General features: G+C 71.2%; 12 protein-coding genes and 1 pseudogene. 3 read left to right on the top strand and 10 right to left on the bottom strand.

Annotation, left to right across the window (positions count from 1 at the left end):
• Together GA0115240_RS38110 and GA0115240_RS38105 are read right to left on the bottom strand one after the other, a co-directional pair.
• On the bottom strand, positions 1-1,015 hold a 1,015-nt coding region (locus GA0115240_RS38110; protein ID WP_237554868.1), incomplete at its 3' end, for an FAD-binding and (Fe-S)-binding domain-containing protein.
• A gap of 581 nt (positions 1,016-1,596) precedes the next feature.
• Positions 1,597-2,142 (bottom strand): annotated as a pseudogene (locus GA0115240_RS38105) (FAD-binding oxidoreductase); the annotation flags it as partial.
• 154 nt (positions 2,143-2,296) lie between these two features.
• On the opposite strand from GA0115240_RS38105, the gene GA0115240_RS14275 reads away from it, so the two are divergent.
• Positions 2,297-3,910, top strand: a complete 1,614-nt coding sequence (locus GA0115240_RS14275; protein WP_093737054.1) for an MFS transporter — start codon at positions 2,297-2,299, stop codon at positions 3,908-3,910.
• Positions 3,911-4,095: 185 nt separating this feature from the next.
• Here GA0115240_RS14275 and GA0115240_RS14270 read toward each other — a convergent pair whose 3' ends face one another.
• Together GA0115240_RS14270 and GA0115240_RS14265 are read right to left on the bottom strand one after the other, a co-directional pair.
• Positions 4,096-4,515 (bottom strand): universal stress protein, encoded by a 420-nt coding sequence (locus tag GA0115240_RS14270; RefSeq protein WP_256069805.1) that lies wholly within the window; start codon positions 4,513-4,515, stop codon positions 4,096-4,098.
• 55 nt (positions 4,516-4,570) lie between these two features.
• Positions 4,571-6,256, bottom strand: a complete 1,686-nt coding sequence (locus tag GA0115240_RS14265; protein ID WP_093737052.1) for an MDR family MFS transporter — start codon at positions 6,254-6,256, stop codon at positions 4,571-4,573.
• Between the two features lie 302 nt (positions 6,257-6,558).
• Here GA0115240_RS14265 and GA0115240_RS14260 point away from each other — a divergent pair, with 302 nt between their 5' ends.
• The gene (locus tag GA0115240_RS14260) at positions 6,559-7,986 is read left to right on the top strand and encodes a hypothetical protein (protein ID WP_093737051.1); all 1,428 of its coding nucleotides are present in this window, start codon (positions 6,559-6,561) and stop codon (positions 7,984-7,986) included.
• 105 nt (positions 7,987-8,091) lie between these two features.
• Here GA0115240_RS14260 and GA0115240_RS14255 read toward each other — a convergent pair whose 3' ends face one another.
• The 3 genes from GA0115240_RS14255 to GA0115240_RS36885 all read right to left on the bottom strand — a co-directional run bounded on the left by GA0115240_RS14255 (position 8,092) and on the right by GA0115240_RS36885 (position 9,608).
• On the bottom strand, positions 8,092-8,646 hold the full coding sequence (locus GA0115240_RS14255; RefSeq protein ID WP_093737050.1) for a dihydrofolate reductase family protein: 555 nt from the start codon (positions 8,644-8,646) through the stop codon (positions 8,092-8,094).
• Between the two features lie 126 nt (positions 8,647-8,772).
• The gene (locus GA0115240_RS14250; protein ID WP_093737049.1) at positions 8,773-9,183 is read right to left on the bottom strand and encodes a rodlin; all 411 of its coding nucleotides are present in this window, start codon (positions 9,181-9,183) and stop codon (positions 8,773-8,775) included.
• A gap of 167 nt (positions 9,184-9,350) precedes the next feature.
• Positions 9,351-9,608 (bottom strand): hypothetical protein, encoded by a 258-nt coding sequence (locus GA0115240_RS36885; RefSeq protein ID WP_176725074.1) that lies wholly within the window; start codon positions 9,606-9,608, stop codon positions 9,351-9,353.
• Here GA0115240_RS36885 and GA0115240_RS38100 point away from each other — a divergent pair.
• The gene (locus GA0115240_RS38100) at positions 9,595-9,729 is read left to right on the top strand and encodes a hypothetical protein (protein WP_256069804.1); all 135 of its coding nucleotides are present in this window, start codon (positions 9,595-9,597) and stop codon (positions 9,727-9,729) included. The genes GA0115240_RS36885 and GA0115240_RS38100 overlap by 14 nt on opposite strands.
• A gap of 207 nt (positions 9,730-9,936) precedes the next feature.
• On the opposite strand, the gene GA0115240_RS39020 is transcribed toward GA0115240_RS38100, so the two are convergent.
• The 3 genes from GA0115240_RS39020 to GA0115240_RS14230 form a co-directional block, all read right to left on the bottom strand.
• Entirely contained in the window at positions 9,937-10,680 is a 744-nt protein-coding gene (locus GA0115240_RS39020) for a chaplin (protein WP_093737048.1), read from the bottom strand.
• Positions 10,681-10,830: 150 nt separating this feature from the next.
• A complete protein-coding gene (locus GA0115240_RS14235) occupies positions 10,831-11,070 on the bottom strand; it encodes a chaplin (RefSeq protein WP_093737047.1) in 240 nt (79 codons plus the stop codon).
• A gap of 381 nt (positions 11,071-11,451) precedes the next feature.
• Positions 11,452-11,862 (bottom strand): rodlin, encoded by a 411-nt coding sequence (locus GA0115240_RS14230; RefSeq protein ID WP_093737046.1) that lies wholly within the window; start codon positions 11,860-11,862, stop codon positions 11,452-11,454.
• Positions 11,863-12,352 lie beyond the last annotated feature (490 nt).

The following is a 12,352-nucleotide window of genomic DNA, read 5'->3' as shown; positions in this document are numbered from 1 at the left end:
GCGGGCGCCGCCGGTCGAGGCCGCCGGCCCACCGGGCCAGCGCTGCCAGCGGGCCGAGGCCCAGCAGCGCGTTGACCAGCCGCGGGGCGCGCGCCGACAGCCGGGCCCAGCGCGGGAGCCAGCCCAGCGCGTAGTGCGCGGCGGGCCGCAGCCGCCGCTTGTAGCGCTGGTGCAGGGCCTCCGCCTTGTAGGTGGCCATGTCCACCCCGGCCGGGCAGTCGCTCGCGCAGCCCTTGCAGGCCAGGCACAGGTCCAGTGACTCGGCGATCTCCGGTGCGCGCCAACCGCCCGTCACCAGACTGCCGTTGGCCAACTCCTGCAAGACCCGCGCCCGGCCGCGGGTGGAGTCCTTCTCGTCCCGCGTCGCCAGGAACGACGGGCACATCACGGCACCCGAACCCGTGCCGTCCGCACGGCACTTGCCGACTCCGACGCAGCGGTGCACGGCGGTGGCGAAGTCGCCGCGGTCGTGCGGGTAGGAGTAGGCGAGCGGGCCGAGCGGGGCCTTGGCGGCGGGCAGCCGCACGTCGGCGTCCACCGGGCGGGGACGCACGATGACACCGGGGTTCAGCACATCGCCGGGGTCGAAGAGGTGCTTGACGGCGGCCAGCGTCTCCAGCGCCTCGGGGGAGTACATATGGCCGAGCAGCGCGCCGCGTGCCCGCCCGTCGCCGTGCTCCCCGGACATCGAGCCGCCGTATCGACCGGCCAGCGCCGCCGCGTCCCGCAGGAAGTCCCGGAAGACGGCGGGGCGTTCGGCCAGCGGGAAGTCGATCCGTACATGCAGGCAGCCGTCCCCGAAGTGGCCGTACATCAGCCCGTCCAGCCCGAACTGCCGCATCAGGGCGGTGAGTTCGCGCATGTACGGGCCCAGCTGGCCGGGCGGCACCGCGGAGTCCTCCCAGCCGGGCCAGGCCGGGTCGCCCGCCGGGGTGCGGCCGCCGAGGCCCGCGCCGTCCTCACGGATCCGCCACAGCGCGCGGGCCGCCGCGCCGGTGACGACCGCCGCGTCCAGGCAGCCCGCGTCGGCGGCCAGCCGGTGGGCCGCGGCGACCGCTCGGCCGCGCTGTCACCGGCGGTCTCGGCGAAGATCCAGCCGCCGCCGCGCGGCAGGCCGGCCGGCACCGCTCCCTGGCCGCGCCGCGTCCGCAGCACATCCACCAGCTGGGAGCTCATCCCCTCCAGCGCGACGGGCCGGTGCGGCAGCAGCGCCGGAACCGCGTCGGCCGCTTCGGCCATGTCGGGGTAGCCGAGCACCGCCATCGCGGTGTGCCGGGGGGCCTCGACCAGCCGTACCGTCGCTCGGAGCAGCAGGGCGAGGGTGCCTTCGGTGCCGACCAGGAATTTCGCCAGGTCGGCGCCGTTCTCCGGCAGCAGGTGCTCCAGGGAGTAGCCCGAGACCTGCCGGGTGAACCGGCCGAACTCGGTCCTGATCAGCGCGAGTCGGCCGCCCACCAGCGTGTCGAGCCCGGCGAGCAGTTCGCGCTCCGGCCCGGCCGCCCGGGCCGTCCCGCCCCGCCGCCGGGCGGTGAACCGCACCCCGCTGCCGGTGACCACCTCCAGCTCCACCGCGTTGTCAGCGGTGCGCCCGTACGCCAAGGCCCGCGCCCCGCAGGCGTTGTTCCCGAGCGACCCGCCGATCGTGGCGCGCGCGTGCGTGGACGGATCGGGCCCGAAGCGCAGCCCGTACGGCGCACCGGCCGCGGTGATCGCGTCCAGTACGGCCCCGGGCTGCACCTGCGCGGTCCGGGCCTGCGGATCGACGCCCAGGACCCGGTTCATGTGCCGGGAGAAGTCCAGTACCACCCCTTCGCCCACCGCGTTCCCCGCGATCGAGGTCCCGGCGCCGCGGGCGGTCAGCGGCACGCCGCCGCGCCGGCAGACCTCCAGCGCGGCCAGTACCTCGGCCTCCTCGCGCGGGAACACCACCACCCGGGGGACGACCCGGTAGTTCGACGCGTCCGCCCCGTACTCGGCCCGCCGCCGGGTCCCGGCCTCCACCTGGCCGACGCCGGCCCGGCGCAGCTCACCGACCAACGCCCCGATCGGCCCGTCGCCCGCCCCCTGGTCCACCGTGCCAGCCGCCACGGACACCCTCCGGTTGGTTCGCCGAGCAACGTCGAGCCGTACAGCGGACACCATATTTCGCCCGACGGCGCGGCGCGGTGATCGTTTGGTCCGGACTTCCGGGGCGAGATAGTCGGCAGAACGAACGAAAGCCAGCAAGCCCGACACAGAAGACAAAGAAGAAAAAGAAGACACAGCCGAGAAGACACAGCCGACAAGAGGAATCAGCATGCCTGACAGCGAGCCCGACGCGCCCGTACCGCACGGCTCCCACGCATCGGACCCGGCGCCCGCTCCCTCAGGCCGGCGCGGGACACGTCATGCCCCGCCCGAGGCGAACCGGTGGTGGACGCTGACCGCGGTCTGCCTCGGCACCTTCATGCTGCTGCTGGACATCACCATCGTGAACGTCGCGCTGCCCGACATCCAGGACGTCCTGCACGCCAGCTTCTCCGACCTGCAGTGGGTCGTCGACGCCTACGCGCTGACGCTGGCCGCGCTGCTGCTCACGGCCGGCAGCCTCGCCGACATGTACGGCCGCAGGCTGCTCTACATGATCGGCCTGGTGATCTTCACCGTCGCGTCGCTGCTGTGCGGTCTGGCCAACGACATCCTGATGCTGCAACTGTGGCGGGGCCTGCAGGGAATCGGCGGCTCCATCATGTTCTCCGTGTCCCTCGCCCTGCTGGCGGAAGCCTTCCGCGGCAAGGACCGGGGTACGGCGTTCGCCGTCTGGGGCACGATCATCGGGCTCGCGGTCTCCATCGGACCGCTGCTCGGCGGCGTGCTGACCACGGGCCTGTCCTGGCGGTGGATCTTCTTCGTCAACCTGCCGATCGGCGCGGTCGCCGTGGTGATCACCCTGCTCAAGGTCGCCGAGACCCGGCACCCGCAGGCGCGGCGTCCGGACTGGCCCGGCTTCGTGCTGTTCACCGCCGCGCTGTCCAGCCTCGTCTACGCGCTCATCGAGTCCAGCCGCAAGTCCTTCAGCAACCCGGTCGTCATCGCCTGCCTCGCCGGGGCGGTCGTCCTCGGTGCCGGCTTCGTGCTGGTCGAGTCCCGCAGCCGGCAGCCTATGTTCGACCTGTCGCTCTTCCGCAAGCCCACCTTCAGCGGCGGCCTGGTCGCGGCCTTCGGCCTCAGCGCGTCCCTGCTGTCGCTGCTGCTCTACCTGGTCCTGTATGTGCAGGACGTGCTCGGCTTCAGCGCGTTGGGCACCGGCGTTCGGCTGCTGGTGATCTCCGGCGGCATCCTGGTGATGTCCACGATTTCGGGACGGCTCTCGTCGAAGATTCCGGTCCGCTTCCTGATCGGGCCGGGCCTGCTGCTGGTCGGCGGCGGGCTGCTGTGGATGCGCGGTCTGGACGCGTCGAGCCAGTGGACCCACCTGATCCCCGGCATGATCGTGTCGGGGTCCGGACTGGGCCTGGTCAACCCGCCGCTCGCCTCCACCGCCGTCGGCGTCGTCCAGCCGGCCCACGCCGGGATGGCCTCCGGCATCAACTCCACCTTCCGGCAGATCGGCATCGCCACCGGCATCGCGCTGCTGGGCACCCTGTTCTCCAGCAAGATCAAGTCGTTCGTGACCGGCCACATCGACTCAATCCCGGGGCTGCGCGGGCGGTCGTCGCAGATCTCCACCGCCATCCAGTCCGGCACCGTCCAGCAGACGCTCGCCACCCTGCCCGCCCGGGACCGCGGCCCGGTCAGACAGCTGACCGCGTCCGCCTTCACCTCGGGCCTGAACGAGATCTTCCTGGTCGGCGCGATCATCGCGCTCGCGGCGGGAGTGATCTCCTTCGCCACCATCCGTACCAAGGACTTCGCCCAGCAGCCGTCGTGACGGCGCCGCCCGGACCGCCGGCCCGCCTCGCAGCCCGGCCGCCCGGACCGCCGGCCAGCCCCGGCCCCCGGCGGCCGGGGTTCCGTACCCTCGGCCCCCGTCGCGGACCCGGGGTCCACAGCCCCCGGCACCCGGCGCCGCGGACCGGCGCTCCGCAGCGCCGGGCGCCCGCGCCGCGGCCCGCCTCACGGCACCACGATCACCGGCCATCTCCCGTCCTTGACCAGCCGCACCCCCGCCGAGCCGAAGAGGCGGTGCCGCAGGCCGCGGGACGCCCCGATGACAACGCTGTCGGCCCGTAATTCGTCAGCCGTCCGGGTGAGGCCGGCCACCACGTCGGGCGCCCGCAGGATGTGGAACTCCCAGCGCAGCGGCCGGGCCTCGATGGTGCAGGCGAGGCCCTCCACCACGCGGCGCCGCAACTCCTCGGCCAGCGCCAGGTCGTCATCGGCGAGCATCCACGCCACCCCGGCCAGCATGGCGCTCGCATGCAGCGGCAGGACATGGACGAGCACGAGCAGCGCGTCCTGGCGCCGGGCGAGGCCCACCGCGTAAGCGGTGGCACGCCAGGACGAGTCCGAGCCGTCCAGTCCTGCCACGATCACCCGGCCGCCTTCGCCCGGGATCCGTTCGAAACCCACGGTTCTGCGACAGCTGCGTCTACGAGGCCGGGGCGGTGGTGTCGTCCGGGGTCGGACCGGCCAGCCCTTCCGGCTTCTCCGCGAAGGCCGCCGCGGTGGTGCGCAGCGGCACCTCCTTCATCAGGCAGGCCAGCACGAAGGCGATCACCAGCACGGCCGCGCCGACCAGGAAGGCCACGTTGATGGCCTCGGTGAAGCCGACCTTGAAGGGATGCGCGAGCACCGGGTCGATATGGCCGAGGAAGGAGGTGTTGTTGAGCGTCCCGGTGCCGCCGGAGGACGCCGAGGTGAGCGTCTTCAGCTGGTCCGGATGGGCCTTGGCGGCCTGCTGGAAGGCCGCGCTGCCGCGGGCGTCGGCGAAGGCCGAGCCGATCTTGCCGCCGACCAGCGAGTAGACGATCGACAGGAACACCGCGACGCCCAGCGTGCCGCCCATCTGGCGGAAGAAGGTGGTCGAGGAGGTGGCCACGCCGATGTCCCGGGGCGGGACCGCGTTCTGCATGGCCAGCACGATGGTCTGCATATTGAAGCCGAGGCCGGCGCCGACCACGAACATCGCGGCGTCGACGTAGAGCAGACCGCTGTCCGCGCTCATCTGCCAGAGCATGAGCATGCCGGCCACCAGCAGCACCGAGCCGATGATCGGGAAGATCTTGTAGCGGCCAGTCCTGGAGGTGACCTGGCCGGAGACCATCGACAGGATCATGATGCCGATCACCAGCGGCAGCGTCAGCAGGCCCGCCTTGGTCGGCGAGTTGCCCTTGACCAGCTGGAGGTAGAGCGGCAGCAGCGTGATGCCGCCGAACATGCCGATACCGATGATCGCCGACTGGGCGGAGCCGAGCGAGAAGACCCCGTTGCGGAACAGCCGCATCGGCAGCAGGGCCTCGTCGCCGGCCCGGCGTTCGGCGAACAGGAAGCCGACGATGCCGATCGCGCCGATGATGTAGCAGGCGAAGGCGGTCGCGCTGCCCCAGCCCCACTCGCGGCCCTGCTCGGCGATGATGAGCAGCGGCACCAGCGCGACGATGAGGGCGACGGCGCCCGGGTAGTCCACCCGGTGCTTGCGCGGGTCGTGCTTCACGTGCAGCACCCGGCCGACCACGATCAGGGCGACGACGCCGATCGGCACGTTGATCAGGAAGATCCAGCGCCAGCCGTCGATGCCCAGCAGCTGGTCCTGCCCGGCCAGCGCGCCGCCGACCACCGGGCCGAGGACGCTGGAGGTGGCGAAGACGGCCATGAAGTAGCCCTGATACTTGGCTCGTTCTCGTGGCGGGATGATGTCGCCGACGATCGCGAAGGCCAGCGAGAACAGGCCGCCGGCGCCTATGCCCTGGAAGGCCCGGAAGCCCGCGAGCATGTACATCGACGTCGACAGCATGCACAGCGCCGAGCCGATGATGAAGACCGCGATCGCGAAGAGGAAGAAGGGCTTGCGGCCGTACTGGTCGGAGAGCTTGCCGTACAGCGGCGTCGCGATGGTCGAGGTGATGAGGAACGACGTGGTCACCCAGGCCTGCGCGGTCAGCCCGTTGAGGCTCTCACCGATCTTGTAGATGGCGGTCGAGACGACGGTCTGGTCCAGCGCGGCGAGGAACATGCCCAGCAGCAGCCCCGACAGGATGACCATAATCTGCCGGTGCGAATACGCCGCCGGTGGTGCCGCGGTGCCGGTCGAGGCGGCATCTGCTTGGGCGCTCATGGGACTCTTCCTCCAGGGTCTTTGCTTGCCCTAGGCAACATACCCGTAAGCAGGGCAGGACGGGCAGCCGCAGGTCAGTACACATCTCCCGGGAGCGCTTGTCCGCCCCGAGCCGTTTTACGTCTGCCCGCCCGGCCGTCCCGTCATGGGTGCTGGCCGCCTCGGCAGCGGAACGCAAGGTTCCTGGAAAGCTTTGGCCATGGACGGCGGTCACTCGGAGACATTCGAGCAGGCATTCGGTGGCCGAACCCTACGCTGTGGGTGAGCTGTGCACCCGTTCCCATGGGGGGGGATCCCGCCGAATGAAACTGCCTGCCACCCGCCGAACCGCGGCGCTCGCCACCGCGGCACTGACCACCGCGGCGATCGGCGTCCTGACCGGGGTCACCCCGGCCACCGCCGACACCACCGGTCCCGTCATCACCCTGCAGACGCCGCAACCGGTCGCGGTCGGCACCGCCGCGGCCACCGGCACGACCACCGAGGTCGACATCAGCCCGCTCTTCACCACCGACGCGACCAGCGTGAACTCCCAGGCCACCCTCACCATCGACGCCCGCGCCCTGGCGAAGATCGCCGATGTGACCTTCCCCGACAACTGCACGGTCGTGAAGTTTGTCGGCACCTGCTCGGAGTGGTTCTACGCCGACGACCTGCCGGCCGGCTCCCTCATCGGCGGCGAGACCGACCTGACCGTCACCGCCCGCCCGGGCGTCGCACCGGGCGCGGCCGCTTCGTACAAGGTGAGCGGGACCGCCGACAACGCGACCATCGTCGGCGGCAGCGGCTCCGTCCAGATCGGCGGACCGGCTTTCAGCCAGGCCCCGCTCATCGACCACACCGGCCTCGCGGTCGGCTCGACGGTCGACGAACCGCTGGACTTCACCAATGTCGGCGACCGGCCGGCGGCCAACGCGCAGCTGCTGCTCACCGCCAGCGCCGGGCTGACCTTCGCCCAGCACTTCGCCAACTGCAAGTACAGCTCGCTCCCGGACGACAAGGAGACCGAGGAGGCGCTGTGCACCTTCGCCGGTCCGTTCCAGGTCGGTGAGCACACCACCCTGGCCAGCCCGGTGCGGCTGAACGTCACCTCGACGGCGTACTACACGTACCTCGACACGTACACGGCGGCGCAGGGCGACCCGTACATGAAGCAGCAGCTGGCGGCCCGCACCTGGAAGCAGGGCAGGGGCGACACACTCGCGCTGACCGTGCTCGACCCCGGGCAGCCGAGTACGGCGCCGGCCGGCAAGATCGCCCCGCAGTTCGCCGACGGTTACACCAGTAGCCGCATCACGGCTCTGCGGGCCGACAACACCGCGGACTTCGCGGTCACCGGCGCCACCGCCCAGGCCGCCCAGGGCGCGACCGCGCAACTCGACTTCAGCCTGGCCAACAACGGCCCCGCGACGATCTACTACCGCAGCGGCGACGACTTCGCCCTCACCGTCACACCCCCGCCGGGCACCACCGTCACCGGCTCGTCCGCGAACTGCGAACCGGAGCAGCAGGACGACCCGGTGGTCACCGCCCACGGCCCGTACCTCTGCCGGACCGGCTACTTCGTCCCGGCCGGACAGGTGACCGCCTTCAGCCTGACCGTCCGGGTGGACTCGGTCGTCCCGGGCGCCCAGGGCACAGCGGCCATCGCCTGGAGCCCGGACGGGAGCTACCGGCCGCCCTTCGACCCGGACGCGGCCGACGACAGCGCGCCGCTGACGCTCAACTGACCTCCGGCACCGGCTGCTCCATCAGCAGGACGAAGCCCCCGGACCGCACAGCGGCCGGGGGCTTCGCCGGTGGCCGCTCAGGCCGGAGCCTCGCCGGTGGCCCGCTCAGGCCCGGCGCACCGCGTAGGTCAGATAGGCGAACTGCTCTGCCTGCTGGACGTCCACCAGTGCCAGCCGCTCCGACGTCAGCCGCCGCGGCAGGACGGGCGCGCCCGCGGCCAGCGTCACCGGGGCGACACCGAGCACGATCTCGTCCAGCAGCCCCTGGTCGGCGAAGGCGCCGACCAGTTCCCCGCCGCCGGCCAGCCAGATCGTCCGGTCGCCGGCAGCCGCGGCCATCGCCTCGTGCACCGGTCGCACCTCACCCCGTACAAAGGTGAGGTCGGCGCCGGGGATCGCCGGCAGGTCGCGGTGGGTGAAGACCCAGCAGGGCGTCGCGCCGTAGTAGTCCCGCCACTTCTCCGGGTGTGCCAGCAGCGCCTCGTGCTCCAGTATCCACTCGTAGGTGGTGGCGCCCATCGCGAAGGCGCCGACCTCCGCGAAGAACGGCCCGAACCGGTCGCCGTCGCTGCCGCAGGCAAACAGCCACTCCAGCGAGTTGTGTTCGTCCGCGATGAAACCGTCGATACTCGTCGCCGTGTAGTACGTCGTCTTGGCCATCGCCGCAGCCTAACGCGGCGGGTGCGGGCGGCTGCTGAGCTTGGCCGCCCGGTCCGGAAACGCCGAACGGGCCGCCGGCGGGGGGAAGGCCGGCGGCCCGCGATGGGGCGGGGGTCAGGGCTGTGATCAGCCGTTGGCCGCACCGTTGCCGGACAGGACCGGGATGTTGCTCAGGATGTGCGAGAGCGGCTCGTCGCCCTTGGCCTGGGTGGAGTTCTCCGCGCACTGCTGGTTCTGCGGGTTGGCCAGCACGTTGACGTCCTGGACGGTGATCGGGATCAGACCGATCAGCGAGCCGACGTTGGCCTTGACCGGCAGACCGATGCAGGGCTTGTTCAGGGTGCCCTGGACCAGGCCGATCTGCGGGCTCTGGGTGCCGCCGGTGCGAGTGTTGCCGTAGGCCTGCTCGGCGCCGTTGCCGTTCACCGTGGTGGTGTCCTTGTCGTTGCCGAGGGCCATCGCCTGCGGCGCGGCGGTGGCGCCGATCGCGGCGACGGAAGCGGCGAGAGCAGCACCGGCGAGCATCTTCTTGATCATGGTTGTCCCTTTTTTGGTGCTTGAATGCACGGTTTTCGGAAGGTCTGGAGCGATCTGATCAACCGCTCCCACGAGGATTGGTTCCGGGCATTCACTCCGAAGGGGGAGTCCCCAGAACGGGGCGCCAAGAGCGCCGGGCCGTCCCGGAAGCGCCGGAGCCGGGTGGCTCAGCTGCCGAGCCCGAGCGGGAGGCCGCCGAGCAGCGAGGCGCCGGGCAGGGCGCCGGTGACCGTCGAGAGCGCGCCGCTCTTGGCCGCGTCGGTCGCCTGCCCGAGCAGGGAGTCGGCCGAGGTCTGGCCGCGCAGCTCCTGGGCGGCGCCGGTGACCCGGCCGAGCAGGTCGCCGATCTTGCCGTCGTCCACGGCCTTCTGCAGCGGCTGCTGGGCCAGGGCCTGGTCGACACCGCCGTTGATGCTCGTCGGCATCGTCGGCATCGTCGACGTGCTGTCGGCGAACGCGGGGGCGGCCACGCCGACCGCCATCACCGAACCGGCCACAGCCGCTGCAACCTTCGAGTACTTCACTGGCCACCCTTTCAGTAGCTGACGCCGAAGTGCGTCGGCGGTCTTTCGGCATGGACAACGACCACGGAGAGCAACGGAAACGACGCGCGAACCACCCGGCGGACAATCACTCGAAAGTGAGAGGGCGCGGAGGCGATACTCGCATCCGGAAATCAGATCGCGTTTTCCGTGGAGACCGGCCCGTTAAGCGCGGCTTATCGAGCCATTCCCGGCCCGCGACCGGAATCCATTAGTGCCTGCGCCCCGCGTACGCCGGGCGGCGCATGCCGCGGCGGTAGAGCATCGCGCCACCCACCAGCAGGGCCGCGCTCGTGCCACCGGCCGCGCCCAGTTGCCCGGCGCTCATTCCGGTGTCCGCCAGCCCCGGCTGCGGGTGGCCCACCGGGACCGGGGTCCGGTGGGTACGGCCCGGCTGCGCGGGCGGCAGGTCCGGGGTGGCCGGCGGGGTGTTCACCCGGGGCGGCGACGGCGGCGTGTCCGGGGTGCCGGGCGGCGGGGTGGCGACGGAGGACGCCTGCTGGCCGTTGACGCAGGAATTCCCCATGGCCGGATTCAGCAGGCCCACCGCGTCCACGGTGTTTCCGCAGGCGTTCACCGGGGCGTGGACCGGAATGGTCACGGAATTCCCGGACAGTACCCCGGGTGAACCCGTGGCCACGCTTCGACTGCCCTCATCGACGCCATAGGCGTCTGCCCGTGCCCCGTCACCGGAATCGGCATGGACGCTGTGCGATTCATTGGCGCACTGGTTGCCGAAGGCGGCGTTGCCGACGCCCACCGCGTTCACCGTGTTGCCGCAGGCGTTCACCGGGACGTCGACCGGGGCCTGGACGTTGTTGCCGGACAGCACGCCGGGCGAGCCGGTCGCGGCGCCCTCCGCGCCGGTGTCCGCGCTCGCGTAGCCGCCCGCCGCGGCGAGGATGCTGCCGGCGGCAGCGACCGTGACCAGGCTCCGGCTCAGGATCTGTCGCATCGACTCTTCTTCTCCGCATCTTTCGCTGTCAGTCGCATCGGTACCGGGACACCCGCGGTGGCTCCGCGGCTCCCCGTGGCGCACCGCCCCGGCCGCGGTGGGCGGTCCGGGGCGGTCCTGTTCAGGACCTCGCGGCCCGACAGGCCGATGTCAGGCGCTGGCGTTGACGCACGAGTTGCCGAACGCCGGGTTCAGCAGGGCGATGATGTCGATGGTGTTGCCGCAGAGGTTGACCGGAATGTGCACCGGCACCTGGATGACGTTGCCGGACAGCACGCCCGGGGAGTGGGCGGCGGCGCCGGCTGCGCCCGAGTCGGCGAACGCGGGAGCGGCGACGCCCATCGCGAGCATCGTGCCGGCGGCGACGGCCGCGACCTTCGAGAACTTCACGGGTGGCTCCTTTTCCGTAAGTGGCGTCGGGCACCAGCACGGATTTCGTGATGGCCGGGCACACAATTCCGTGCCCTGGACGCGGTTACGAGCGGCTAACGACCCGCGATCACCGAAGGCAACTCTCCGGCCCGGGCCGCCGCGCACTAACCACCCGAATGGACCCGGGAGAAGGGCCGGCGACGCAAGCCCTGCGCGGCGAAAGCGCGTGGCGAATGTGCGTGGCGAATGCGCGGCGGAAAGAGCCGTGCCGGAAAAAGATACACCGCCGGCCCCATTCGGTCCGGAAAGAGCCGCGGCCCCGGCCGCCGCGATGTGCCGGCGGCCGGGGCCGCGAAGGGCCGTGCCGTGCTGGGGCCGTACGAGTCCGCGGGGCGCGGATCAGTGGTTCGCGGTTCCGTTCCCGGACAGGATCGGGATGTTGTCCAGCAGGTGCGACAGCGCCTCGTCGCCCTTGGCCTGGGTGGAGTTCTCGGTGCACTGCTGGTTCTGCGGGGAGGACAGCACGTTGATGTCCTGGACGCTGATCGGGACCAGGCCGATGAGCGAGCCGAGGTTCGCCTTGGCCGGCAGCGCGATGCAGGGCTTGTTGAGCGAGCCCTGGATCAGCGCGAAGGACGGGCTCATGTAGCCGCTGGTGTACGTGTTGCCGTACGCCTGCTCGGAGCCGTTGCCGTTGGCGGTGGTGGTCCCGGTGGAGTCACCGATGGCCATCGCCTGCGGGGCGACGGCCGCGGAGACGCCCGCGAGAGAGGCCGCGACGGCGGCCGTGGCGAGGATCTTCTTGATCACGGTTGGTCCTTCGAGGAGAGACTGCCCCCGGTACCAGGGGCAGTCTGCCCAACCGCGCTGACGCCCGTTGGTAATGATCCTTCACTCGAATGGAGACGGGTGGCGCGGCACGCCAGGCATAGGGGCGAAAGGGTGTACCGCGCGTACGCGTGTTGACGTCCCGTCAACATTGGCGATGCGATGGTCATAAGAAATCCGGCCTGGTCAGCGGCCCGCGCGCCTTACGTGATTCACGCCGTCCCGTCTGCCAGCGTGCATTCCTGTGCCTTAGGGATTACCTGACAGGCATGGGATTCGTTGACTGCACGCAGCCGCTGATCGCCGCCCGATCGCGCGGCAGCGGGACTTGACCGGACTTCGGCTCCACGGGGTCGCCGAGAGAGAGACGGCGCGCGATGCCGCAACACCTGCACGAACTGGCCGGGCTGACCGTGCTCCACATGACACAGCCGGTCGACGGCGGCGTCGCCCGCGTCGTCGCGGACCTGGT

The sequence above is a fragment of the Streptomyces sp. DvalAA-14 genome (assembly GCF_900091855.1).
Taxonomy (GTDB): domain Bacteria; phylum Actinomycetota; class Actinomycetes; order Streptomycetales; family Streptomycetaceae; genus Actinacidiphila.
Note: the sequence above shows the minus strand (reverse complement) of the source record. Positions and strands in the feature narration are given on the sequence as shown.